At 58.7% G+C, this 25388-nt stretch carries 21 protein-coding genes and 5 pseudogenes; 7 read left to right on the forward strand and 19 right to left on the reverse strand.

The genetic code is table 11. From position 1 onward, the window contains the following. Positions 1–45 precede the first annotated feature (45 nt). Positions 46–714 (forward strand): transketolase C-terminal domain-containing protein, encoded by a 669-nt coding sequence (locus tag A9K66_RS08225; protein WP_343221251.1) that lies wholly within the window; start codon positions 46–48, stop codon positions 712–714. 946 nt (positions 715–1660) lie between these two features. On the opposite strand, the gene A9K66_RS08230 is transcribed toward A9K66_RS08225, so the two are convergent. The 8 genes and pseudogenes from A9K66_RS08230 to A9K66_RS08250 all read right to left on the reverse strand — a co-directional run bounded on the left by A9K66_RS08230 (position 1661) and on the right by A9K66_RS08250 (position 7429). Continuing rightward, positions 1661–2107 carry a hypothetical protein gene (locus A9K66_RS08230; RefSeq protein ID WP_245307439.1) on the reverse strand — a complete coding sequence of 149 codons (447 nt, stop codon included), beginning with the start codon at positions 2105–2107 and terminating at the stop codon, positions 1661–1663. Between the two features lie 175 nt (positions 2108–2282). After that, positions 2283–2708, reverse strand: a complete 426-nt coding sequence (locus tag A9K66_RS31060; protein ID WP_245307440.1) for a thiamine pyrophosphate-dependent enzyme — start codon at positions 2706–2708, stop codon at positions 2283–2285. 53 nt (positions 2709–2761) lie between these two features. Continuing rightward, a pseudogene (locus A9K66_RS31595) lies at positions 2762–2830 on the reverse strand (hypothetical protein); the annotation flags it as partial. Between the two features lie 335 nt (positions 2831–3165). Further along, entirely contained in the window at positions 3166–3567 is a 402-nt protein-coding gene (locus A9K66_RS29230; protein ID WP_082953767.1) for an SDR family oxidoreductase, read from the reverse strand. Between the two features lie 620 nt (positions 3568–4187). Further along, on the reverse strand, positions 4188–4595 hold the full coding sequence (locus A9K66_RS31075; protein WP_245307442.1) for a hypothetical protein: 408 nt from the start codon (positions 4593–4595) through the stop codon (positions 4188–4190). Between the two features lie 99 nt (positions 4596–4694). After that, a pseudogene (locus tag A9K66_RS31455) lies at positions 4695–5282 on the reverse strand (ABC transporter substrate-binding protein). Continuing rightward, positions 5279–5698, reverse strand: coding sequence for an ABC transporter substrate-binding protein (locus tag A9K66_RS31460; protein ID WP_280944326.1), 420 nt, complete (start codon positions 5696–5698; stop codon positions 5279–5281). Before A9K66_RS31460 ends, A9K66_RS31455 begins: the two are co-directional and overlap by 4 nt. Positions 5699–5890: 192 nt before the next feature. Then, positions 5891–7429: a trimethylamine methyltransferase family protein gene (locus A9K66_RS08250; RefSeq protein ID WP_067322136.1), complete on the reverse strand. Its 1539-nt coding sequence runs from the start codon at positions 7427–7429 to the stop codon at positions 5891–5893. A 988-nt stretch (positions 7430–8417) separates the two neighbouring features. Between A9K66_RS08250 and A9K66_RS08255 the strand changes: the two genes are divergently transcribed. The 3 genes and pseudogenes from A9K66_RS08255 to A9K66_RS08265 form a co-directional block, all read left to right on the forward strand. After that, complete coding sequence (locus A9K66_RS08255) at positions 8418–9278, forward strand: site-specific integrase (RefSeq protein WP_067322139.1); 861 nt, start codon at positions 8418–8420, stop codon at positions 9276–9278. A 10-nt stretch (positions 9279–9288) separates the two neighbouring features. Beyond that, positions 9289–10497 (forward strand): IS91 family transposase, encoded by a 1209-nt coding sequence (locus A9K66_RS08260; protein ID WP_067322142.1) that lies wholly within the window; start codon positions 9289–9291, stop codon positions 10495–10497. Between the two features lie 379 nt (positions 10498–10876). Continuing rightward, a pseudogene (locus tag A9K66_RS08265) lies at positions 10877–11393 on the forward strand (transposase); the annotation flags it as partial. Between the two features lie 55 nt (positions 11394–11448). On the opposite strand, the pseudogene A9K66_RS08270 reads toward A9K66_RS08265, so the two are convergent. Further along, positions 11449–12186, reverse strand: a pseudogene (locus A9K66_RS08270) (IS1380 family transposase); the annotation flags it as partial. A 189-nt stretch (positions 12187–12375) separates the two neighbouring features. Between A9K66_RS08270 and A9K66_RS31085 the strand changes: the two are divergent. Further along, positions 12376–12631: pseudogene (locus A9K66_RS31085) on the forward strand (IS5/IS1182 family transposase); the annotation flags it as partial. Positions 12632–12651: 20 nt separating this feature from the next. Continuing rightward, positions 12652–12885, forward strand: a complete 234-nt coding sequence (locus A9K66_RS31090) for an SDR family oxidoreductase (RefSeq protein WP_245307443.1) — start codon at positions 12652–12654, stop codon at positions 12883–12885. Positions 12886–12935: 50 nt separating this feature from the next. Here A9K66_RS31090 and A9K66_RS30705 read toward each other — a convergent pair whose 3' ends face one another. After that, positions 12936–13088, reverse strand: coding sequence for a hypothetical protein (locus tag A9K66_RS30705; RefSeq protein ID WP_197507460.1), 153 nt, complete (start codon positions 13086–13088; stop codon positions 12936–12938). Between A9K66_RS30705 and A9K66_RS08275 the strand changes: the two genes are divergently transcribed. Further along, a complete protein-coding gene (locus A9K66_RS08275) occupies positions 13039–13308 on the forward strand; it encodes an SDR family NAD(P)-dependent oxidoreductase (protein WP_082953769.1) in 270 nt (89 codons plus the stop codon). The genes A9K66_RS30705 and A9K66_RS08275 overlap by 50 nt on opposite strands. 18 nt (positions 13309–13326) lie before the next feature. Here the strand turns inward: A9K66_RS08275 and A9K66_RS08280 are convergent, their stop codons facing one another. From A9K66_RS08280 to A9K66_RS08320, 9 genes are all read right to left on the reverse strand, one after another. Continuing rightward, a complete protein-coding gene (locus A9K66_RS08280; protein ID WP_067322147.1) occupies positions 13327–14346 on the reverse strand; it encodes an ABC transporter ATP-binding protein in 1020 nt (339 codons plus the stop codon). Further along, positions 14343–15359 (reverse strand): ABC transporter ATP-binding protein, encoded by a 1017-nt coding sequence (locus tag A9K66_RS08285; protein ID WP_067322151.1) that lies wholly within the window; start codon positions 15357–15359, stop codon positions 14343–14345. The genes A9K66_RS08280 and A9K66_RS08285 overlap by 4 nt, the downstream gene beginning before the upstream one ends. Further along, entirely contained in the window at positions 15356–16249 is an 894-nt protein-coding gene (locus A9K66_RS08290) for an ABC transporter permease (RefSeq protein ID WP_082953770.1), read from the reverse strand. The genes A9K66_RS08285 and A9K66_RS08290 overlap by 4 nt, the downstream gene beginning before the upstream one ends. 1 nt (position 16250) lies before the next feature. Continuing rightward, positions 16251–17189 carry an ABC transporter permease gene (locus A9K66_RS08295; RefSeq protein WP_067322154.1) on the reverse strand — a complete coding sequence of 313 codons (939 nt, stop codon included), beginning with the start codon at positions 17187–17189 and terminating at the stop codon, positions 16251–16253. 20 nt (positions 17190–17209) lie between these two features. Next, a complete protein-coding gene (locus tag A9K66_RS08300) occupies positions 17210–18796 on the reverse strand; it encodes an ABC transporter substrate-binding protein (RefSeq protein WP_067322157.1) in 1587 nt (528 codons plus the stop codon). 76 nt (positions 18797–18872) lie between these two features. Then, positions 18873–20861 (reverse strand): CocE/NonD family hydrolase, encoded by a 1989-nt coding sequence (locus tag A9K66_RS08305; RefSeq protein WP_067322159.1) that lies wholly within the window; start codon positions 20859–20861, stop codon positions 18873–18875. Between the two features lie 184 nt (positions 20862–21045). Then, positions 21046–23493, reverse strand: coding sequence for an FAD-dependent oxidoreductase (locus tag A9K66_RS08310; RefSeq protein WP_067322162.1), 2448 nt, complete (start codon positions 23491–23493; stop codon positions 21046–21048). 366 nt (positions 23494–23859) lie between these two features. Next, on the reverse strand, positions 23860–24474 hold the full coding sequence (locus tag A9K66_RS08315; protein ID WP_067322165.1) for a short chain dehydrogenase: 615 nt from the start codon (positions 24472–24474) through the stop codon (positions 23860–23862). Positions 24475–24499: 25 nt separating this feature from the next. Continuing rightward, on the reverse strand, positions 24500–25381 hold the full coding sequence (locus A9K66_RS08320) for a dihydrodipicolinate synthase family protein (RefSeq protein ID WP_067322167.1): 882 nt from the start codon (positions 25379–25381) through the stop codon (positions 24500–24502). Positions 25382–25388: the final 7 nt, after the last annotated feature.

Raw genomic sequence — 25388 nt, forward strand, 5'->3', positions numbered from 1 at the left:
TACAGTTAACGAACTGATGCATACATCCGCCATCGAAGAGCGTTCTTGTACGCTTCACGGTCCCAATGCCCTCATGCCAAAAATCGGTGCTCTATGTATTCAACGGGGTCCAAGGCGGCGCAACATGCTGACAGACCTTATCCGTTTTTCATGAATGTGCCTGGTCTCAAGATTATCTGTCCGTCGACCCCCGCCGACATGAAGGGGTTGATGAAAGCGGCCATTCGCGACGGCGATCCTGTACTTGTCTTCGAGGACGCTCGCCTTTGGGGCGTCAAAGGTGACGTCCTCACAGATCCTGATTACCTAATCCCGATTGGCAAGGCAGATGTGAAGCGCGAAGGAACAGATGTGACCCTGGTCACCATCGCAAGCGCCATCCGACCGACCATGGAAGCTGCCGACGCGCTGGCGAAGGAAGGCATTTCGGTAGCAGTGATCGATCCACGAACGTTGAAGCCCCTTGACTATCAAACGATCAAGATGTCAGTGGCAGAAACTGGACGCCTTGTGATTGTCGAGAATGCGCACCGTGTCTGCAACGTGGGAAGCGAGATCGCAGCTGTAATGGCCGAAGAGGCGTTTGACCTGTTGAAGCGGCCGATCCTTCGTGTGTGCGCTCCAGACATTCATGTTCCCTTCAGCCCTGCGCTTGAGAAAGGCTTTTTCCCCACGAAGGATCACATTACCGCTGCCGTACGGCGGCTTCTCTGACATCCTCAAAGCCTCTAAATTGAATGGAAGCATCGATGACAACCGAAATCATCCTCGAGCCGCATTGCGCACAGTTGAAAACAGTCCGGGTCTCGAGACTACTGGCGAACGCTGCGAAGAAGGAGTGTGACAAAGCTTCAATAACGGGACCGGCTGGCGTACTGCGTGCCCTATTGACGCTGACAATCCTCGATACAGCGCAGGGCAGGTTATTCCAAAATCCGTAACTCTGAAGGACGAAGCGTCGACGGGCGTACGGTAACCAATCCGCGAATAGGTGGTTGGTCAATCGTCTCAGGCAACAGGTGCGCAGCCCACGTTTGCAAAGCTTTCCGACGAAGAGATGGTCATTTTCGTAGATGTCGATTTCATTGTGGTGGTGTAGGATTGAAGTTTGAGCAATCCTGCCACTTCCTGGGAACTGCCACTTCGTGGGAAAGTGCAGGGGCCGGCACTAACTGTCGGTGTCGGGTTTATGACACGGTTGGGCGGTCGGTTTCGCTGCTGATGCACTCTCATTAAGCGCTTTGAAAATCTTTTCTGGCACTCCTCTACTCAGTTGGCCCGACTTTTGCAGTGTGCAAGAAGAGATTTTAGGCCTAACGGGGGAGAGGATGCCTTCAGCGGCAGTTGACGAAACTCAGACCCGCGGGCGCAGCTTCGGGAGAATTCACTGCGCAATGCGCTTTCGGTTGGAATGCTGCCTGTTCGGGGAGGGTCCTCCAGAAGAGATCAATTATTGTGGCCGTTCGATGGCCAGCAAGCCTGACTCTCCGATTGGGCATAAGACAGCGCATCGCTGACGCTGTGAACTACGACCCCCGCGGGAGCTGGAGAAGGCGTCCGGGGCCACTACGGTTTGCAGCAACGAATGACACCTCGATGCTGCGCACCGGCTTCGCCGTGCGGGCTGGACCCGAACACGGCGGGCATCAACCCGGACGACTCAAGGCCGCTTGGTCGCGTCGCGGCCGGAAGACATTGCTGATGTCTTCCTGTTCCTAGGGCGGCCAGACCGTCTTATCACGATCGGGATGTCGATCTGACCTCCAGTCATATACTGCAATTTCGCAGCCTGGTTGATGATCTGATCCGAAGCGAGATAGACGAAGCTGGCAATTGTGAGATCGACGATCGGCCTCAACCCGTTGATAGCGGCCCCGATTCCGAGGCCTGTAAAACTGCCTTCCGAGATAGGGCTATTCCAGACGCGGTTCTTGCCGAACTTTTCAATAATCTTCAGGCCGCCATAGATCGGAACGTCCTCCCCTAGGAGGACAACGCGGTCATCCCGGTCCATTTCCTCGAACTGCGCCTGCACGAGCGCCTCGATATAGGTCATCTGCATCTGGGTGGCTGGTGCCGCGGCAATTTTTTGGGCGTCGGTATGCATATCGGTCAATTCCTCTCGAGCCCGGCAACGAAGCTGTTGTGGCCAATGAGTGGCGAGTTAAACATGTAATTGGACAGCGTCTCTATTCGGGGTAGCGGGCTCTCCAGGCCGAATTGCACAGCATCCTTGAGCGCTTTTACAACTTCGTCTTGGATTGCACTTAGGATCTGCTCACTTACCCCTCGTTCAGAAGCACACAGCGATAGAGCGCAATCGGATCACGCTCACGTTTGTAAGCTTCGATCTCTTCCACCGAGCGATAAGGTTTCCCTGGAATCGCCAAACCAAAATTGTGCTTATCGAACCGATATGTGTTAGCCACTATGAGAGTTGGTCCATCGCCAGCGCGCGCTCGCTTGACAGCCTTAGCAGTGGCTTCATAGACAGCGCGAATGTCCTGCCCGTCGACGTCGACTCCGGGCATGCCAAAGCCCGTCGCACGCAAAGCGATATCTGGCTGCCCGTGGGTTTGCGCTACCGAGACGGTGACCGCATAGCCGTTGTTCTCGCAAAGATAGATGACCGGAAGCTTCCACAGCGACGCCATGTTGAGGCTCTCGTGGAAGGTGCCTTGATTGACTGCTCCATCGCCAAAAAACAAAGCGTAACCTGATCGACGCCCCGGACCTTAGCGCTGAACGCACATCCTGTAGCAAGAGGAATACCTCCTCCGACGATCCCCGATTCGCTCATAATCCCGACCGAACGGTCCGCAAGGTGCATCGAACCGCCGCGCCCTTTGCAAATGCCATCCTCCCATTAACTCGGCCATGAGGACGTCGAGACGCCCACCTTTGCCGATTGGGTGGCCGTGCGAACGATGCGTTCCGGTCATCGCATCATCCTGCCGAAGGGAGAGGCAGGCCCCAACTATAGCGGCTTCCTGACCTATGCTCGCGTGGAAGGCACCAGGAATCCTGCCGGCTTTGAACAGGCGCATACCCTCTTCTTCAAAACGACGGATGCGAAGCATTCGCCGATATGCCTCTAGTCTTTGTTCACCGTTCAACTTCATAGCTGAAACATTTCTCCATATCCGAAAATGCGCAATTTAGCCTCTAGCCGCCCATGTACGCTCCGCCATTGACGTGAATGGCTTGGCCCATGATGTAGCTAGAAGCCGTGCTGCAAAGGAACGCCACAGCATTGCCAACTTCTTCACCGGTGCCAAAGCGACCTGCGGGCGTGGTGGCCAGAAACTTACCCCCTTTCTGGCGCAGGAGTTCCGCCACCATCGGAGTGTCTATAGTCCCTGGAGACACCGTGTTGACCCGTATGTTGGGTGAAAGCTCCCTCGCAAGAGACTTAGTGAAAGCCAGGACTCCGCCTTTTGAAGCCCCGTAGTGCACGTGCTCGGGTGAGCAACCTTCATGCGCAGCAGACGAAGCGATGGTAACGATTGTTCCCCCCGGCCTGATGTGAGGAATAGAACGCCTGCAGATATAAAAAGCTCCGTCCAGGGTTTATTGACATCGTTCGCCGCCACTGCTCATCCGTCATTGTAGCGAACGATTGACTTTCGAAGATTGCGGCTGCCGGGACAACGTGATCGATATGGTCGAAACGGGCCAGCCATGCCGATACTACGGCATCAGCATTGGCTGGTTTGCTCGCATCGTAGGCGATCGGTATCGCCCGCTCGCCACTGAAGTCCAGAGACGACGCCAATCTCGATACGACTGCTCGTCAGAGTCAGCTAGCACCAGACGCGCGCCTAGCCGAAAAGTGCGAGCGATAGCGCTGCCAATGCCGCCGGCAGCGCCCGTCAGAACAACCACCTGATCAACTAGGCTGTCGTAAACCAATTACATTCTCCTGCAGCAACTTAGTTACCAATGCAGCGAAAGTAGCTCGCCTCAGCGATGATTCATGGCTGAGCGCGGGCGGTTTCGAGCCCGCCACGGCCCGGCCGCTATCAGGGGCTGCTTGTCAGTTCGAATTTGGCCATATAGTCCATTGCTACCATGGCCTCCATCTTACTGTCGTCCTCTTGTGCCTGAGGCAATCAACGTTCCGTTCTTGATCGTGGTCAGAGTAATAACCGATCAATCTATAGGCATCTGGCGCAGTATCGATTAAATCAGCCCTCAACCCAGACGCTTTGGAGATCCATCTCAAACATCGGGTGGACGTTATAGTTCTTTACCTTCTTGCTGGTATGACTAAACACCTTTTGCCAAAAAGGCTGGATGATGACGCCAGAATCCTGCAGGATCTGCTCAATATCCTTCCTGACCTCTTTCCGCTTGTGGACGTCGATTAGCGAGAGCGCCTGTTTCAGCTTGGCATCGAAGTCGGGATTTGAATATGAGGACTCGTTCCAAGCCTCGCCGCTACGATAACCCAGGGCTAGCACTTGGACAGCTAGCGGTCGCATATACCAAAGAGTCATCGAATAGGGATACTTTGCCCAGGTCGTTCCAGTACGTCGAACTCGGAATAACAGTTCGCTTGACTTTGAACCCGGCCTCCCGAAGCTGAGCTGCAATCGCGTCGCCTGTGTTCTTCTGCCAGTCGTCGTCAATTGTAATGAGCTCATGCTCGAAATCGGCGTGGCCGGCTTCTTCCATCAGCTTCTTGGCACTTGCTATATCACGCTCTTTTTTGGCAATGGGTGATATTCGGGATGAATAGGACTAACATGATGGTTTTCGCCGACCGTGCCGCGCCCGTTGTAGCCGAGTTCGAGCACGGCGTTGTTGTCGACGGCCATCTGCAGGGCATTGCGCACCCGCTTGTCGTCATAGGGCTTGTTCATGGGTTCGGGCGACCAGTGTAGTCGCGGTGGGAATCTCTGATGTTACTAGCCCCATTTTCTCAAGAATTGGGATGAAATCTGGACGTGTCTTGTGGTTCATGTCGACTCACGGTAGTCGAACGCAGCCACTGTGGCCGAGAAGTCGCTTCCGTAGTCGACAAATTCGAAGCCATCGAGGGCCGCCTCCCCTCCCCACCATTTGCCGCTCTCGCGCCGCTTAACCACTGCTTTCACGCCTGTAGCATGCGATACAAGTTCGAAAGCGCCGGTGCCGATGGGCTTGGCGACGGGGTTGGCGCCGTCCGCGTCGAAGTTGCGATGAACCACTAGTGCTGGATAGTCGGTGAAATTTGCGATGAGGGAAATATCGGGCTCGTTGAGCTTCAGCCTGACCGTGTGGTCATCAACCTTTGTTATCGCACCGTTCCGGCCTTTCCACTCTTGGCATCGATCAGCGTTCCGACCCGCGTAGCCATGGAATTTCCTGGCGCGTTCTTATCGCACCAACGCGTCAAGTTATAAATGACATCATCGGAATTGAAGATATCGCCGTTGTTCCAGGTGACGCCCTTCCGCACATGCAGCACATACTCAGTACCGTCATCGTTTACCTCCCAGCTTTCGAGTAGCACCGGCTCGACTGTGAACTGGCGTGTATAGCGGGCCAGCGGCTCTAGCCAGCATCGGGAGAGATTGGCGGCGTCGACGATATCATAACTGCGCGGGTCTTTTTGCGGTTGCACAGGCATGGACACGCGTAAGCTTCCACCCCTCTGCGGTTCGGCGGCGTATGCCTGCTCAGGCAGCGCTACGCCGATCAGGCTGTAGGCCATCGCGGCCCACGCCCCGAGGGTGCTTGCAAGCGCGAGGAATTCGCGGCGGTCCAACTGGCCCGATTTAACGTCTCTCGCCATCTTCTCGATGGAAGCCGGAACGCTGTCCGTATTGCCTTTTGAAAAGTGTCATTTTTCCCTCCCTTGCTAGTGTTCCCGATTCATTACTGCATTGGTTTCGGGGCCAGAGGTCTAGGCAATGCTTGGCGAAATTTCCTCCTGCCGTTTCGTTACAAACGCATCGAGTTCCTCGCGCACGCTGGGATCCATCGGTGGCTGCTCGTAACTCTGAATAATCGCCTTGGCCTTCTCGCGGCAGCGCTGGGCCATGTCCTTGGAGCCTTTGACCTTCCACTGCTCGTAGCTGAGGTAATCGAGAATTTCCGGCGCGATGAATGCGTCCTTGAAGCGCTTGAGAGTAAAGGAATCGCCGAGATAGTGACCGCCTGGCCCGATGCGCCGCACTGCTTCAAGAGCATCATCGAAGTGCTCGAATGAAATGCCCCGAGCGTATTTCTCAATCAATAGGTTCTGTTCCGCATCGGCGACGAACTTCGCCATGCAGCACACGAGGCCGGCCTCATCCCAGCCGCCGGCATGCATCATCAGATTAGCGCAGGCGCTGGCCCCGGACATGTAAGCGATTGCCGACTCATATCCAGACTGAGCATCAAAAGTCTTGGCGGACGACTGGGACGCTGTGGTTCTCCAAGGCACGCCATACCGCCTTGCGAGTTGACCGATAACAGCGTTGATCAAAGTGACCTCAGGCATCCCGGACATCGGGGCTCCACTGCGCATCGACACCGAAACCGAATACTGCCCGTAGATCACCCTCGCGCCGGGCGCGACTAACTGGGTATAAGCTAGGGCGGCGAGTGCCTCTGCATTCAACTGAGCAATGGTAGCCGGAATGTCAGCGGGAGTGTTGGCCGCACCGAGGACGAAGGGGGAGAGCAGAACAACCTGGTTCGCCTCGACGAAAGCCCGTAGTCCTTCGAGCATCGTCGCGTCCCAGACCAGAGGCGAATTGCCCGACACGTGCCCCATCATCACCGCATTTTGGTCCATGAATGCCTTGCCATGGACGATTTGCCCCATGGCAATCGAATCCTCGGCGCGTTGCTTCCCGGTCGTCAGACCGAAGAAGGGCATATTCGTTTCCACCAAGCTCGAATGGTTAATGTGCAGATGGCGCCAAGGAACAGCGATGTCGGTTGGTTCGCAGGTGAACCCGCCGGCGATATGGAATCCGGGTTGCATCTGGGTCAGACGGTTCATGTTCCGCAGATCTTCGATCGTCGATGCGCGTCTCACTCCCTGAAGATCGCGGATGTTTGGCGCGCCTTGCATAGCGGCGAAGGTCATCGTGTTGGGCGCGATCTCAAAGCGCTGTAACGGATCCCGCGACGTCATCTCAAAGCAGGAAGGGGCCTTGGAGAGGAGATCCATTACCATCTCGCCCTCGAGACGCACCCGATACTCCTTGACTTCGGCTCCAGCCTCTTTCCACTGCGTGATTGCTGTTTCGTCCCTGAATTCGATGCCAATTTCGCGTAGGATAGCCAGGGAGGCTTGGTGAATCCGCTCCAACAGCTCATTAGTGACGGCCTCCACAGGACGAATGCCGTACTTGATGGTCGAGACGCGCGGCTTTCTCTCGGCCTCGCGCGCTGCAACCACCGAAGATCGGCCTCCTCGGCGGCGAACTGGGGGAGCGTCAGTATCCATTATAGCCTCATCCTGTCGCGGCAGAACCCATGCGTCCCCGCCACAAAAAGCAAACCTAGGACTCTACCAAGCAAGCCTTGCTTTCTGCTTAGTGTGACGCTGATGATAGAGAGCAACGCCCCCCCTGAGAACCCGCAAAAGTTTTCGCTGGCCTTAAGCTCAGTTTATGACAGGGTCTCGACGCAAGCCTCAGCGATCCAAGGCGTCAGCAATAGCCGAAGAAGTGTCGACGCCGCAGAGGTGATGTACTTCGTTCCGCGGCCGGAAATTTTTTTAAGCTTTTCTCGATGAGGCGACAGTTAGGTACGCGCCTCCTGTTAGATTTACGGTCGTGCTGACCTCTGTCAGTTGCGTTCCGAGGATATCTCGCGTGAAGAGACCGACATTCGGGCCGCGTCAGATTGGGGTCGCTCGCTGCACTCAAGGTTCTTTCAGCGGCTCGATGACAAAGAGCGAGTCCGTCGGCAGTATCGGGTTGCTAAGCTAGACATGAAGCAATCCTATATCAAATGGTCTCTTCCGTATACGACCTGCAGGCATCGTCTATTGCAGAAGTTGAGCTCATGGCGAGCCGTGCGGACGGCTAAGTCGCCGACCGCCTTCACCTAGCGACTTGACAGTAAATTCCTTGAATCGGTGCAAAAAGCGATCATCGTATGCGACCGACTGTTTGTTAGCGGCTGGACGATGTTCACGCGGTTGCGAGTCGTCGAACGCACCCTGTAGAGTTAGGATCAGCTCGGACAATGCCTGGTCGACCGTGAACTATCCGCAAGGTTGATTGACACGGATGGTGGTTTTTTGAATTGCAGGATTAGCGGTTTATGGGCGCTGTTTTCCTGCAATTCGTTTTTGCGATTCCCTTGTGCTGCGGAGCGTGATTGAACTAAACCGCTGCCGCGGTAGCTGATGCGCGGGTCTGGCCTGAGGAGGCCCCTGTCTGAGAAGATTTGGTGTCGAGCCAACCTTCCAGACAGGAGAACCCCAGATGGCCCAGATAAGCCCTCTGCGTCAGCGGATGATTGAAGATCTGACGATCCGCAATTTGTCACCGGAGACGCAGCGATCCTACGTGCATCACGTGGCGAAGTTCAGTCGATTTTTTGGACGATCACCCGATCAACTGGGATACGAAGAGGTGCGCGCCTATCAGGCCCACTTGGTGGGCCGAAGGGTCTCGTGGGGCGCGTTGAACCAGACCGTTTGCGCCTTGCGTTTCTTCTACGGCGTGACGCTGGGTCGATCTGATCTGCCTGAGCGGATCGCTTACGCCCGGACGCCGCGCAAGTTGCCGGTCGTGCTGAGCACCGATGAGGTGGTCGGCTTTCTGCAGGCCGTGAAGGGGACGAGGAACCGGGTCGCTCTGATGACCACCTATGCGGTGGGCTTACGCGCTACGGAGGCGGCGCGCCTGCAGGTGACGGACATCGATAGCAGCCGGATGGTCATTCGCATCGAGCAGGGCAAGGGCGGCAAGGACCGCTATGTGATGCTGTCGCCGCAGCTGCTGGAGATTTTGCGCGTCTATTGGCGGTTGACCAAGCCGGGGCGATGGCTGTTTCCCCGGCGCGATGGCCGCGGCCCGATCCACCCGCAGACCTTGGGAATCGCCTGTCGAGCAGCCTGCGAGTTCCTGGGCGTTGAGAAGCGGGTGACGGTGCACACCCTTCGCCACAGCTTCGCTACCCACCTTTTGGAAGCCGGCACGGACATAAAGATCATTCAGGTGCTGCTGGGCCATCGCAGCCTGGCGACGACGACACTATACGCCCAGGTCTCAACGGCTGTGATCGGCCGGACCGCCAGTCCTTTTGACCAACTCCACCTGGAGATCACGCCGTCCGGCTGAGCCGCGCGTCATGCGCCCGGATCTGGAAGTGGCGGATGTATTCCACCGTCACGGGGCTGATTATCGCCGCGACCATGCCGGCCACCTCGGGCGTGTCGAGCGCCGGGTCATGGCCGCGGTGGAGGCGTGCCGGACCGCGGCCCTGGGCGGTCACGCCGAACAGTGCACCGACTGCGGCCTCGTGCGGCAAGCCTATAATTCCTGCCGCAACCGCCACTGCCCTAAATGCCAAGGCCTAGCCCGCGCCCAGTGGCTGGCCGAGCGGCAGGCTGAGCTGCTGCCGGTCCCATACTTCCACGTGGTCTTCACCGTCCCGGCCCAGATCGCTGAGATCGCCTTCCAGAACAAGGCGGCGGTCTATGCGATCCTGTTCAAGGCCGCATCCGAAGCCTTGAGGGTGGCGGCGGCCGATCCCAGGCATCTGGGCGCCGAGATCGGCGTGGTCGCCGTGCTTCATACTTGGGGTCAAAATCTCCACCATCATCCGCATGTCCACTGCGTCGTGCCGGGCGGCGGTCTGTCGCTCGAGCCTGCCACGGCGAAGGCTGGGGACCGGCGATGGATCGCCTGCCAGCCGGGATTTTTCCTGCCCGTGCGGATTCTGTCGCGCCTGTTCAGGCGGCTATTCCTGGAGCGCCTGCAGGACGCCTTCGACGCCGGCCAGCTTCGCTTCTTCAGTGATCTCGCCAGCCTGGCCGACCCTGCCACTTTCTGCGCCAAACTGGCTGGACTGAAGCGGATCGAATGGGTCGTCTACGCCAAGCCTCCGTTCGGCGGTCCCGAACAGGTCCTCGCCTATCTGGGCCGCTACACCCATCGCGTCGCCATCGCCAACAGCCGCCTCGTGAGCCTGGACCAGGGAAAGGTCAGCTTCCGCTGGAAGGACTATCGCCACCACGACAAGTCCAAGCACAAGCTCATGACCTTAAGCGCCGACGAGTTCATCCGGCGCTTCCTGCTGCACGCTCTTCCAGACGGATTCCATCGCATCCGCCATTACGGCCTTTTCGCCAACGGCCACCGCATCGCCAAGCTGGCCCAGTGCCGTCTTCTTCTGGCGGCGCCCACGCCGCCGACGCCGGACCCGACCGCCGACTATCGCCAGCGTTACCGCTGTCTCACAGGACGCTCCCTGGACATCTGTCCGGGCTGCGGCGGCGCCATGGCCTCGCTCGGCCCGATCCCGCGCAAGGCCCCGACCCGGCCAGACACCTCATGACACGCCACGCACCGACACGCTCGCCCCGTCTATCCCGGCGTCTGCTACAGTCGCCGCCGGGCCTTTGCGCGCCGCTAGTCAAAGTCGCAGCCCGGCTGTCGCCAGCAACGCTGCACCTCAGCGTCAACGACCCAATGGCGCCGTCTCCCGCGTCGCAGATGGTCCTGCATCGCGACGAGGGCCGACCACTCTTGAGCGGTCGGCGAGCCCGCTCCGGCGCCTCGGACACACTGTGAGCCCTAAATCCCCATAGCCCCGCCCGCCATCCCGCGGTTCAGTTCAATCAGGCTTCAATGTAGTCGCGACCCGTGCGTGCCCGCCCAATCGCGCCCGCGACTACACAGAACCCTCCAGATTCACTCGGTTCGGCGGCGGCGCTGAGCTGGTGCGACTGGCACGGGCGATCGACTGGCCGGTGCTGGAGGAGCGTTTCGGCGCCGTCTATTCGGACGGCCCCGGCATGCCGCCGCTGCCGACCCGGCTGATGGCGGGGCTGGTGATCCTCAAGCACACCTTCAACCTGTCGGACGAGGTGCTATGCGAGCGCTGGGTGGAGAACCCTAACTTCCAGTACCTCACCGCGAGGAGTTCTTCCGCCATGAGACGTCCTTCGACCGCTCATCGAAGACGCGCTGGCGCGGCCGCATGGGCGAGGAGCGGATCGTGGCCCTGTTGCAGGAGAGCCTCAGCTTTGCGGTCAAGACCGGGGCGATGAAGCCGGCCGACACGCTTCAGGTGATCGTCGACACCACCGCGCAGCCGAAGAACGTCATGTTCCCGCCCGACGCCAAGCTCATCCACCGGGCGCGCGAACGGCTGGTGCGGCTGGCCAGGAGGAAGGGCTCCATTTGCGCCACAGCTATGTGCGGGTCTCCAAGCTGGCGCTGATCAGCCACTAGCCCGGATATCTCAAACTGTCTTCGGGTGTAGGTCTGTGAGCGGCATTTTTGCGGAATCGGCGCGCAGCACGATACGCACCTTGGGCCAGCGCTGGCGCAGCTGGCGCACGATGCCCGCGATCGCCTCAACCGAGCCGGCGGCGGCGTCGATGTTGGCGGGCCGCAGCTTGGCGCACAGCAAGTGATCTCCGCAGAAGACGTAGAGCGGCAGGTAGCAGTAGTGGCCGTAATAGCCATGGAAGAAGCGCCCCTCCTGATTGCCGTGCAGGGGATCGTCGGTGGCATCCAGATCGAGCACGACCTCTTCGGGCGGGGCCGCGTGCGCGCCAAGGAACAAGTCGACGAACAGCGCCTCGATCGCCACAGGATCGTGGCTGATCTTGTGATAGCGCGAAGGCTGCGGCCGGCTCAATTCCAGCCGGTTGAGCGTCGACTTGCCGGCGACGGCGGCGCATTTCTTGTGACGCTGTGCCTTGAGCTTGCCGGCCAGCAGAGCCAGCACCGGATCATGGCGCAATTCGTCATGGTCGTTCAGGTCTTCATAGCCCAGCGCAAGCGCGAAGATCCGCTGCCCGACCAGAGTCTTCACCGCATGCTCGATCAAGCCCGGATTGCGGGCATCCACGAAGCAGCGGGCAAAGCGGTCGACCAGTCCGATCGCCCGCTCCGTCAGCCCCAGCAAAAGCGCACCGGCATCCGAGATGATCGTCCCGCCGTCAAAACCGGCCACAACGGCGCGCTTTTCAACAGGTGCAAAATCAAACCGTTCCGCGCTGCACTCTGTTTGCATCGGGGACCACCTCTGCCTCTGGTACGTCTTTGTAGCAGAAGCATTTTCCCTGATTCGGAGCCCCGATGCACCTCAACTCTGTGAGATATCAGGGCTAGCGCTATGGGCCATTCGCGACATTTCCCGCCAAGTCGCCGGCGATGCGACGCGCTCTTCAAATGGCCGCTCTACCAGGCAGCGCCAGCGCGCCTGCACACGCACGATGTGGAATGCATCGGCAAGGGCAAGGCGCATGCGCCTTACGAGTTCGGGGTGAAGGTGTCGGTGGCCACCACGCTGAAGTGCTCCAAGGGCGGCCAGTTAGCCCCGCATGCAAATGCGCTGCCCGGCAATCCCTATGATGGCCACACGCTTGCAAGCGTCATCCCCGACATGGAAAAGACCGTCGGCAACGAGATCCGGCCGCATCCTCGCCGACGCCGGCTATCGCGGCCACAACGCACCGCGAGCAAAGCCGGAGTGAATATGCTGACTAAGACACTTGCATGCGAGTGGGCAAAAGCCGGCGTTCGCGTAAACGCAGTTGCGCCTGGATTCGTACAGTCTGACATGACTGCAAGGTATCCCAAAGAAACGCTGGCCGAATGGTGTGACCAAACACCAATGGGCCGCCTAGGCCTTCCCCAAGAGATAGCATCCGCGGTCCATTTTCTCGCGAGCGATGTGTCTAGCTATATATTACGGGAGCGGTATTGCTAGTGGATGGGGGCTATACCTGCTGGTAGCAGGGCTGCAGGCTAATCCGGGCTCTAAGCGGCGACCGCCTTCGGCCGGAGTTGGAGCAGGGCGATCAAAATCGAAAAAACCTTCAGCCACCTGAGCAGGAGGGAGAAGTTACAGGCGGCGACCAGGATGGCGTTGACGGCGTTGCCCTGCTGGTCCGGGAAAACTGCTTTGATCACCGGCGGAAGGCGTGGTATCGGTTTGCAGATCGCCCTTACTTTGCAACAAGCCGGTGCAGATATAATCCTAACGGACGCCGACGGGATCCGCGTGGCCGAAGCCGCACATCAGTTCCCCGTCCAATCGCAGGTATATCAACTTGATGTCACGGATTCAGAGGCGGTGCGCGATCTTGCGAGGGCAGTGGATTGTCAGACACACAAGCGTGATCATGGCTGACTCTGTCGGAGCTGCGTTCTATTTGAGTGGCCGCCCCGATGTCGGCATGGCTTCAGGCTTGAGCGAGAAATGGCAGCTGAAGCTGTGCTCCGTATCATCCGAGCTTATTGCAGGTTCGGGGAACACGTGGTTGCAGACGTTCTGCGAGTAACGACAACGGGGATGGAACTCGCAGCCGGATGGCCGCGTCATCAAGCTGGGCGCCTCACCCATAAGCTCGATTCTATTGAGCATTGCATCCGGGTAAGGCTCGGGATTGGCGGCGAGCAGCGCCTCGGTGTAGGGATGGCGCGGTTGGTCGAAGATACGCTCGGTCGAGCCGACCTCAATAAAGCGGCCGAGATACATGATCGCCATGCGATCGGTCATGTGGCGCACCACGTTAAGATTGTGCGTGATAATGAGGATAGCCATGCCGAGTTCGTCCTGAAGCCGCGCGAGAAGATTGAGCACCTCGCCCTGCACCGAGACGTCGAGGCCTGCGGTCGGCTCGTCGGCGATAATCAAGTCCGGATTCAGTGCAAGAGCACGCGCGATACCCACGCGCCTGGCCTGACCTCCGGAAAGCTGATGGGGATAGCGGCGAGCAAAATCCGCCGGCAAGCCGACCATTCGAAGTAGACGTTCCGCTTCGCCTCCGGAATCGCTACGCTTCAATCCATGAATGCGAAAAGGCTCAGTCAGGAGCGATTGAACAGTCAGCCTCGGCGAAAGTGAGCCGACGGGATCCTGGAACATCATCGCCATCCGCCGCAAATAAGGCTTGCGTTCGGCCCCGGTGAGCTGCTCAATTTCCTGTCCGTCGAAACTGATGCTGCCGCTCACGGCCCGCTGCAAGCCGATTATCGTGCGCGCGATGGTGGATTTGCCCGATCCGCTCTCACCGACAAGGGCGAGCGTCTCGCCCTTGCGGATCTCGAAGGACACACCGCATACCGCATCGATGAAAGGAGCTTTCGTCCCGGTGGCGAGCGCCTTCACGGTGCCCATGGTGCGGAAGCTGACCCGCAGGTCCTTTACCCGAAGCAGCGCGCTCATGCCGAAACCAGCCGCTCTTTGTCAAGGAGATGGCATCGGGTGACTTGGTCTATGCCGATGCGATACTCTACCGGGCTCTCTTGGGCACAGCGGTTGGACGCATGTCGGCAACGTGTGCAAAAGATGCATCCCTTCCTGCTGCCGAGGAGACTCGGCACCTCGCCCGGAATGGTCGGCAAAGTGCGCGTGCTTTTCTTGACACGCCCGGGATCGCACTCAAGTAGCGCGCGCGTGTAGGGGTGAGCAGGATTGTGGAAGATGTCCCGAACGGCGCCCTGCTCCACCACTTCGCCCGCATACATGACAGCGACCCGATCGCACAATTCAGCCACCGCACCGAGGTGGTGGGAGACGAACAGAATCGAGCAGCCAATCTCCTTTTGCAGATCCTTGAGCAAATGAATGATCTGCACTTCCAAGGTCGCATCAAGCGCGGTGGTTGGCTCGTCGGCGACGAGGAGCGCTGGTTTCACCAGCAGCGCCATGGCAATGCAAACACGCTGACGCATGCCACCAGAGAAGTGATGCGGATAGGCGCTGATACGGCTTTGGGGATCGGGAATTCCGACCCGGTGCAGCATCTCGAGGGCACGAGCGCGCTTTTCGCTCCGGCTTCCTTGTTCCTTGTGCTGGATATCGATCATCTGGCTCTCGATAGTCCGCACCGGATTGAGTGCGGTCATTGGATCCTGAAAGATCATGGAGAGACGATCGCCAAGCAGGCTCCGACGAGCTGGAACAGGCATTTTGAGCAGGTCTTTACCTTCGAACAGGATGCTTCCGGCTGTCACATCCGCGTTTTCAGAAAGCAAGCCCATCACTGCATACGCGAGTGTCGACTTCCCGGATCCGCTTTCTCCAACCAAGCCAATAACCCTTGCGGCCGGGACGTCGAGAGAAACGTTGCGCAGGGCATGGACGCGCCCACGCGGTGTGCCGAAATCGAGACTTAGGTCACGGATCTCAAGCAGTGGTTGGGCGGACGTACGCTGTATCAGATCGTCACGTGTCATAGGTCTTTTCGCAATTTGGGGTCGAATATGTCGCGAAGCGTCTCGCCCAGGAACGTGAAGCCAAGCGTTGCGATGACGATGGGAATACCGCCGGCGAGCACCAGCCAAGGTGTCCTGTCGATAAAGTTGTAGCCATCGTTGAGGATAGCTCCCCAGTCGGGCGTTGGTGGTCGGACGCCCAACCCGAGAAAACTGAGGCCTGCCTCTACGGCGATGACGGCCGGCACGTCCATACTCACGAGGATGAGAAGCGGGCCGATGACGTTCGGAAGCACATGTACGGCAAGGATGCGCGTTGTGCCGGCGCCCATGCTGCGCTCTGCGGCGATATATTCACTATTGCGAAGCGCTTCTGTCTGGGTACGCACGACACGCGCATAAATGGGCATGGACGTTATTGAGATGACCAGAATGACACTCGCCAAGCTCGGTCCGAGAAGCGCGATCATGGCCAGCGCGAAAATGATACTTGGAAACGACCGTATCGTATCGAACACAAGCATGAGCAAATTGTCGAGCCAGCGAGGACCGAAGCCCGCGATCAAGCCAAGGACAAGGCCGACTGCCAGCGAACTGCCCAGAGAGGCGAAAGCAACAAGGAGCGGGATACGGCCACCCATGATGGTGCGGGAAAACGTGTCGCGGCCGAGTTGGTCCGTACCCAGTAGAAAATCCAGTGAAGGTGCAGTCAGACGCGGCCCGACCATGATCCGGGCCGGATCATGGGTGACAATCAGCGGAGCGAAGATTGCGCTCGCGAACACGAGCACGACGAGCACGGCTCCAAGCACGCCCATACGGTTCTTGCGCAATTGCCGCAGGAAATTCCGAAAGGCGCCGGTATCAATGGCATCGTTGGCTTCTGAAGGGATGGCTTCAACGCTTACCATTTCAGAGCTTTTCCCGTGTTCGCGGATCGAGGAATGCGTTGACCACATCCGCGAGCATCGTAGCGGCAACGATTAGGAACGTGGTAATGAGCACGACGCCCATCACAATCGGATAGTTTCGCGCGTTGACTGCATTCACGATCAACGCGCCGATGCCAGGTCTCGCGAAGACCACTTCGATAAAGACCGCTGACGAAAGCAGCCATGCTATACCTACTCCGAGTATCGTCACGGTCGGCAGGATCGCGAGCGGCAGCGCATAGCGCGCAACGATGCGCCATTCCGAGATCCCGAAGGAACGGGCCATGCGGATGTGATTTTCTCCCAGGACCTCGAGCATTGAGGCGCGCACCAGTCGGGAGATGTAGCCGACCCAGCCAATCCCTATGGCGAAAGCTGGGAGGATGAGATAGGCGACCCCACCCCAGAATCCACTGCCGACACCGATCGCTGGCAGCCAGCGCAGAGTCACGGCAAAAACCAGCAGTGCATAGACCGCTATGACGAACGCCGGAATGGCGATCGTGGCGACCGCCATGACCCCGACGACCTGGTCGATCACGGAGTTGCGCCTCACGGCCGAATAACAACCGAGTGGCACTGCGATCACGACCGCCCATAAGATCGAGACGAAGATCAGTTCGATCGTATAGGGCAATTGCTCGAAGACGATCTCCCTAACAGGCCTCTGGCTGAACGCGTCGAAGCCAAGATCGCCTTGGAACACTCTGCCAAAAAAGATAGCGAGCTGCTCGGCAAGCGGTTTGTCCAGTCCCATTTGCTGATGGATTTGCGCCTTCATCTCTGGAGTCGCCCTAGGGCCGAGCAAAGTTACTGCTGGATCGCCCGGCACGGCATGGATCATAAGGAACAGAAGTGTCACCGCGATCGCAATGATTGCGACCGCGAGTACAATGCGTTTCAGGAGATAGAGCCACATGACTTTCCGGCCCTGTGGATCTAAACCGACTGAAATTCAATATAGAGGGGTTTACCGTCCGGACGTGTTGAGGCCACCGTTTTCGTGGTGCGATACATGATAGGATTGGCCCCGTTGGTTAGGAACCGATAGGCGCCGGAATCTTCCATGAGGTCCTGCATCTCCTGATACAGCTTCCCCCGCGCCTCCGGGTCGTCAACCGTGTTTGCCTTGACGGCCAACTCATCAAAGCGCGCGCTACGGAAGCGCTCCCAGTTCCAGACGCCAACTTGATCTTGCTTAAAGCAAAAAACATTGTAGTGCGGATCCGGCAGGCCGATGAAGCTATTTAGAATGAGCTGCACGTCCTTCCAGCGCTCGCCTTCCGATTCCATGCCTAGCGTCCAGAATGTGCTGTCATCTCGGACATTCACCTCGACCGAAATGCCAATCTGGGACAATTGCGCTTGCACCATCTGGGCTACAGCGGAGTTTTCGCTATCGCTTAAGCAATCGATGCTCAAGGTCAGATTGTTTACGCCGGCCTTTTCCAAAAACTCTTTCGCCTTTGCGAGGTCCCCCTCCGGCGGAATGAGAGCCTTTGCACGATACCCGACGACGCCGGGAGCAATCGTGCCTGTCGCCACGTTGACTTGGCCAGAATAGGCAGCATCAAGGATTTGTGGTACGTTGATCGCCCATTGGACCGCTTTGCGGACGTTAATGTCCTTCAGCTTCGGGTGATCGACGTTCATCCCAATCCAAGTATAACCGAGCGAGGGCTTGTTCTCGATCTTGGTGTTAGCAGGCGGATTGCTCTTGAGAGATCCAAGCGAATCCAGACTGATTTCAGTAAAATCGACATCGCCCGCCTGATAGGCGCGTTCCCGGGCCTTGGGGTCGTTGACCGGCTGGATGCGGATTTCGTCGAAGCCCGGCTTCGGGCCCGACCATTCCGGATTCCGGGTCAAGAGTATATATTGGTTCGGCTTCCAGTCAGCGAGTACATAAGGACCCGAAAATGCCGTCAGCTTCACGCCGAACTTGCCGCCATCCTTGGTTACTTTCATTACGGAATCTTCGGAAAGGATATGACCGGTAGCATCGGTGAGCGAAAGGAGCCAAACAGGTACAAAAGGTTCCTTGAACACAATCACACCAGTGTGGTCGTCCTCTAGCTCGACACGATCGAGCGGACCCCACTCGGGCATCAGAAAGGATTTAAATTTGAAAATGCGCTCGAACGAGAATTTGACGTCCTTGGCCGTCATTTCACCGTAACCGCCTGTGAACTTGATACCCTTCTTGAGGTGGAAGCGGATATGCGTCGGATCGACCTGCTCCATTTTTTCCGCAGCCTCCAGTTCCCAGCCCCATTCGGAGCCCGGCTTGTAGCGAATTAGTTTCGAATAGATGCAACTCATCACATCCACCTCAACTTGTCTCGCGTAGAAAGCGGGGTCGAGTATGGAAATATCGCCAGCGCCACAGGCCCTGAGCACCTTCCCTTCGGCTGCCCAGATGGCTTGCGACAACGGTAGGCCGCCTGCGACGACACCCCCGCCAAGCACAGCGCCGGTCTTGAGAAAGTCGCGGCGGCTTAAAACACTAGTGATGTCAATATCCATCTCAGTTCCCCTTTTAGTGAGCTTTCCCATTCAAGACGGCGCCGGTCTCGTAGCTCTACATCAGCGCTACTGATATCTAGAGCAGCTCGCGCGGAATTGTTTCGGACCATTCCCTCCCGAACACCTCGATTTCTTTGGAACCCTCGGTTGCGCGCACCTTGCGGCGCAGATGGAAGTATTTGGAGTCGCAGCTCATGCTTTGTTTGGTCTCGATTGCAACCTGCCATCCGTCACGTTGGAACGTGAAATGCCACTCGCTTAGGTACCGGGCCGAGGTTGGGTCGCCAGGATGGATGCTGCACTGCATTCGAACATCGCTGCCTATGTTCATTCCGTGATGCGAATTGATTTTCTGGCCGAAATCATCGAAGGTGTCCTGTACTACCGTGCCGTCCTCCAACAAATGCCGCTTGGAGTTGCTAATGGCTGGGCGCAGCTGCTGGAATTTTAGCTCTGGATACGCCCGCGGTGGACCGGGGTTCAAGGGCGGAATTTCCTCAGTAACTGTTCGAATGGGCAGGTGCAGCGCGCAGTTTTCAAGGTGGAGTGTGATCACCGCATTCTCGGGCGCTGGCCAGACAAGCGGCCAGTAGGAAGTCGACAGCGCCAGCCGAAGGACATGTCCGGTTCTTAGTCGATGGGCACACTCGTTCAGCTCTATCTCGGCTTCGTAGATCTGCCCCGGCACGAGCGCTTGCGGGCTCTCATGGCTGGCAAAATGGGTCAGGTTCAACGGACGATAGGTGATCCGCTGCGAAACGCCCTCGGGCGAGACGTCGCACAGACGCGCAACGATCTGAGCAACTGGTTTGTCAACCGAAAAAGCAAACTTCACCTTGGGACGACCAAGCAGTTCCATGTGCTCAGTCAGGGCTACTGTGTCAAAGCAGGTGGACAGAGCGTCATCGGCTGACTGGTCCTCGGCCAGGTCGTTGTCAATGCGCATGCCAGGGCAATAAAACCCTCCTGCCTGGCCGACATGCATTGGGCTTGAGACAGTTACGGTCCCAACGGTAGCATTGTCATTCAAGCCACTAGGCCCTAGGAAAAGAACGCGGTTGTTGACATAAGGGGAGGGCCAGTTCTGCTCTGCCACCCAGCGCCCAACCCGGGGGCAACGCTCCTTGGTCGGGTTGAAATGCTCCTGCATGTACACGCGATAGGCAGGAAGCTCCTCAGCACCGTTCCGCTTGCCCTTGAGCCAGCGGTCGAACCAGCGAAACGCTTCCGAATGGAAATCGGCAGGATCGAGCGGGGAAAGGTGGGGATAATTATGGTCCCACGGACCAATAATCGCTTTGCACGGAACCTGGAGGTTGGCCACCAGCACAGGCGGCGCATTGACATACGGGTCCGCCCAACCTGTGATTGCCAGCACCGGCGCCTCTATGCGGGACCAGTCCTCGCAAACCGAGCCGTGCCTCCAGAAATCATCCCGAGTCGGATGACGCAGCCACTCAGCAGCAGACAGCGGTACGTTTTCCAGCCGCCGGATCCAGTCCTCACGCCAATCCTGACGCAGTTGGGGATCGGCCGGACGGGTGAGGTAGGCACAGAGCTGAGTTGCCCAATCGATATTCCCAGTGAGTAGGCAGCCGCCCATAAAGTGACAATCGTCCGTATAGCGATCAACCGTCGAGCCCATGCTGATCACCGCTTTTAGCGCGGGTGGGCGCCGATAGGCCAACTGCAAACCGTTGAAACCGCCCCACGAGATACCGGTCATTCCAACGTTGCCATCGCACCATTGCTGCGCTGCGATCCAGGCCAGAACTGTCTCGCCGTCACTCAGTTCCTGCTCGGAATATTCATCATCGAACTGCCCCTCGCTGTCGCCTGTTCCGGCGATGTCGACGCGCACGCTCGCGTAACCCGCTTCAGCAAAAACACGGTGTGTCGTCTCATCACGCGCCACCGTCCCGTCGCGCTTACGATAAGGCAGGTATTCAAAAATAGCAGGCGCCGGCCGTCCGTAGGCGGGAAGCCAAATCTTGGCCGCCAATTTGCGTCCGTCAGGCATTGTGATCCATTCGTTTTCGATAACGTTAGCCGAAATAAGCCGCATGATTTCTCTTGCTCAGGCGTTGTTGTTTCCTGTTCGAATAGACCATGTGTTGTCGGTCGCGTAGTCGGAAAAGATAGCGTCCGAGATAGAACTGCTTCATGTCAAAGCTGCCTACCCTGCTACGCACGACGCATTCGCTTTGGTCGTTCTGTCGGGCCGGCATCGAGAATGTTCCCGCATCGGCTCACGCCCTTACCCGCTCCGCCTTTGGATCATACATCGGCTTCAACGATGCCTCCGCCGCGAAACGCTCGCCGGCGATCTCCACCTCATAGGAAGAACCCAGCACATCCGCCTCGTTCTCCCCCTGGCATGGCACATAGCCGAGCCCGATCGCGCCGCCGAGGTGATGGCCGTAATTGCCCGAGGTGATCGGGCCGACGATCTTGCCGTCGCGCAGAATTGCCTCGTTGTGGAAGAGCAGGGGCTGCGGGTCCTTCAGGCGGAACTGCAGCAGCCGGCGTGACAGGCCGGTTTCCTTTTTCCTGAGCACCGCATCGCGGCCGATGAAGCCTCCTTTGCTGGTCTTCACCGCGAAGCCCAGGCCGGCCTCCAGCACATTGTCCTCGTCGGTGATGTCGTGGCCGAAATGGCGGAAGGCCTTTTCGATGCGGCAGGAATCGAGCGTGTGCAGGCCGCAGAGCTTCAGGCCGACATCGGCGCCGGCTTCAGCGATGGCCTCGAAGACATGGGCCGCCTGCTCGGTCGAGACATAAAGCTCCCAGCCGAGCTCGCCGACATAGGTGACGCGGTGGGCCCGGGCCAGCCCCATGCCGATCTCGATCTCCTGAAACGTGCCGAACGGATTGGCTTCGTTGGAAAAATCGTTCGGACTGACCTTCTGGATCAGTTTTCGCGCTTCCGGTCCCATCAGACAGATGACGGCTTCCGCGGCGGTGACGTCGGTGATGACGACAAACTCGTCGGCGACATGCCTGCGCAGCCAGGCGAGGTCGCGCTGCAGCGTGGCGCCTGGCACGACGAGGAAATAGGCGGTCTCCGAAAGCCGCGTCACGGTGAGGTCGCTCTCGATGCCGCCCTTGGCGTTGAGCATCTGCGTGTAGACGATCCTGCCCGGTGCGACGTCCATGTCGTTGGCGCAAAGCCTTTGCAGGAAGGCACAGGCGTCGCGGCCCTCGACGCGGACCTTGCCGAAGGAGGTCATGTCGAAAAGGCCGACGCCGTTGCGCACGGCGAGATGCTCCTCGCGCTGGTTATCGAACCAGTTCTGCCGCTTCCAGGAATAGCGGTACTCGCGCTCCTGGCCTTCGCGGGCGAACCAGTTGGCGCGCTCCCAGCCGGCGACTTCGCCGAAGACCGCGCCGCGTGCCTTGAGATGCTCGTGCAAGGGCGAGCGACGCACGCCGCGCGAGGTCGCCATCTGGCGGTAGGGGAAATGGTCAGCGTAGAGCAGGCCGAGCGTTTCGGAGACCCGCTCCTTGAGGTAGCTGCGGTTCTTCTGGAACGGCTGGGCGCGGCGGATGTCGACCTCCCAGAGATCGAAGGGCGCCTCGCCGTCGTTGATCCATTGCGCCAGCGCCATGCCGGCGCCGCCGGACGACACGATGCCGATCGAATTATAGCCGGTCGCCATCCAATAGCCGGCGAGTTCCGGCGCTTCGCCGAGATAGTAGCGGTCGTCGGGGGTAAAGCTTTCAGGACCGTTGAAGAAGGTGTGGATGCCGGCGGTACCGAGCATCGGCATGCGGTTGACGCCCATTTCGAGGATCGGCTCGAGATGATCCATGTCCTCGGGCAATTGGTCGAAGCAGAAATCCTCGCGGATGCCGTCCATGCCCCAGGGTTTCGCCACCGGCTCGAAGGCCCCCAGCATCATCTTGCCGGCGTCCTCCTTGTAGTAGGCGCACTCGTCGGGCACGCGCAGCACCGGAAGACGGGAGAGGCCGGGGATCGGCTCGGTCACGAGATAGAAATGCTCGCAGGCATGCAGCGGGATGGTGACGCCGTTCTGTCTGCCTAGCTCGCGCGCCCACATGCCGGCGCAGTTGACGACGATGTCGGTCTCGATCGTGCCCAGGTCCTCGCCGTGCGCCCAGGAGACGCCGGAGACGCGACCGTTCCTGGTGTGAACCTTGGTGACCCTCACATTTTCGATGATTGTCGCGCCGCGCTGGCGCGCGCCCTTGGCCAGCGCCATGGCGATGTTGGCCGGATCGCACTGGCCGTCGAGCGGCAGGTACACGGCGCCGACCACATCGGAGACATTGAGATGCGGATACATCTGTTTGACTTCGCTGGGCGAAATCTCGCGCACGTCGACGTCGAAGGCGCGGGCGAGCGAGGCCTGCCGGTAGATCTCGTGCTTGCGCTCCTCGGTCAGCGCAACGGTGATCGAGCCGACCTGGCGCATGCCGGTGCCGACATCGGTTTCGGCCTCGAGCTTGACGTAGAGGTCGGCCGAATATTTCGCCAGCCGTGTCATGTTCTGTGAGGCGCGCAGCTGGCCGATCAGGCCGGCCGCATGCCAGGTGGTGCCTGAGGTGAGCTGCTTGCGTTCGAGCAGCACGATGTCGGTCCAGCCGAGCTTGGCCAGATGATAGGCGACCGAGCAGCCGGAGACGCCGCCGCCGATGATGACGGCGCGGGCTTTGCTGGGGATGGTCTTGGTCATGCGGCCTCGCGGCGATAGTTGGAGGCGAAACGGCGCAGGCGAAGCGCTGCTTCCTTGAGGATGGGCTCGGGCTGGCAGAGGCTGATGCGAATGTGGCCTTTTGGCATGCGGGTGAAGCGGCGCCCTGCGTCACATTCACTTGTCGTCTGCGACGACGATAGTGCGACTTGATGGGCAGTTTGCAGGGCGACCCGCCGCCTATTCATCGAGCGACAGCCTCAAGTTGATATCCCCTCCGCAGAACGATGCGGCAGGGTTTATCACATCGAAATTGGGGCGCTTTAACAGCGAGTTCCCACCTACGTTCGATGTAGATTTGGCTGTGCATGCCTGTCCTCCGTTAGCGCGACGTCATTGTTGGTCAGATTAGGCGTCTCTGACCCAACCCATGCGATAAACTCGACCCGTTTGACCGCCCTCTACGCTCTTGACGTAACCGAGCGCCACCGCGCTCGCTGGCACCGTGGCGGTGCCGGGAAAGAAGTCGCCGTAGCGGTGAACCGATTCCTGGACGAGAGTCGGACTGACCAGGTTGATCCGCAGCCCCCGCCCAAGCTCGATCGCCGCGCTCCGTACAAAACCGTCTAACGCGCCATTGACCAAGGCCGACGAGCTTCCCTGCCGGATCGGCTCTTCGTTGGTCAGACCGGACGTCAAGGTAAATGATCCGTTGTCGCGGATACGCTTGAGCCCGCTCGCTACGAGATTGACCTGCCCCATCAACTTACTGCGCAGCCCGATTTCGAACTGTTCATTCGTGAACTGGTTTAGCGGGGCGTAGTGCACTGCCCCTGCTGTGCAGATCAAAGCGTCAAATGCACCGACCTTGTCGAACAATCGGTCGATAGAGTTCGGCTCGGCGATGTCCACTTTGAACAAGCCGCTGGTTCGCTCGACGCCTATAATGTCGTGCCGCTTGCCAAGTTCGGCCGCTACGGCCGACCCGACAATCCCGGTCGCACCAACCAGGACAATTCGCATAGGGAATCCCCGAATATTCTGACGACTAGGAGGCGACCTCAAACAGCGGGGCAAGTGCGGCGCGAAGCGCCATGTCCTGCTCCGCCGAGAGTTTTGCCAGTGGTTTGCGGACATTCCCGGTTCCGAAGCCGCGCAGCTGCGCGGCTCTCAGAACAGAAGGCGTGTAGGGTGCGCGCCATATAAAAAGCAACGAGGGCAGCATACGTTGCCAAAGTGCCAGCGCCCTCTCCAAATCCTTGGCTGCCACAAGGTTGTACAATTCGACAGCCTCACGCGGCATGTAATTTGCTGCGCCCCAGATGACACCGCGCGCGCCAGCCATCAGCGCATAGAGGGTTGTTGTATCGCAGCCATTTAGCACCTTGCCGCCCGTCTGCAGATACTCCTGATGCACGGTAAAGTCGCCGGCACTATCTTTGATGTAATTGAAATGCCTGAGACCGCTCAGTCGATCAAAAAGGCGGAGCGAGACCGCGATCCCGGTCGCCTGCGGGATGTTGTAGCCGACAATATCCACACCAACCGCCGCGTCGATTTCCTTGTAGAAATTGAAAATTCCATCCTCGTCTGACGGACCTTCCAGATACGGCGGCAAAATCATCAGCGCGTCCGCGCCGATCGATTCAGCTTGCTGTGAGCGCCGTATGACTTCGTCCATGTTCAGGGCCGAGGTCTGGCAGACAACATTGCAGCGGCCTGCGATGCGCTTCGCCCCGAGCTCGTAGAGCCGATTGCATTCGGATTCGGTCAGGTAAGGGTGCTGGCCTGTACCTGCCCCAAGAACCAAGCCGTGAACTCCCGCCGATAAGTATTTTTCGATCAACTCCTCGAAGAGGCCGTAATCGATCGCACCGTTAGGTTCGAACGGTGTTTGCATTGCAAGATTGATGCCCTTCAGGTCCGCCATTGCCGTT

It is taken from the genome of Mesorhizobium sp. AA23, from assembly GCF_001672435.1.
Classification (GTDB): Bacteria; Pseudomonadota; Alphaproteobacteria; order Rhizobiales; family Rhizobiaceae; genus Mesorhizobium.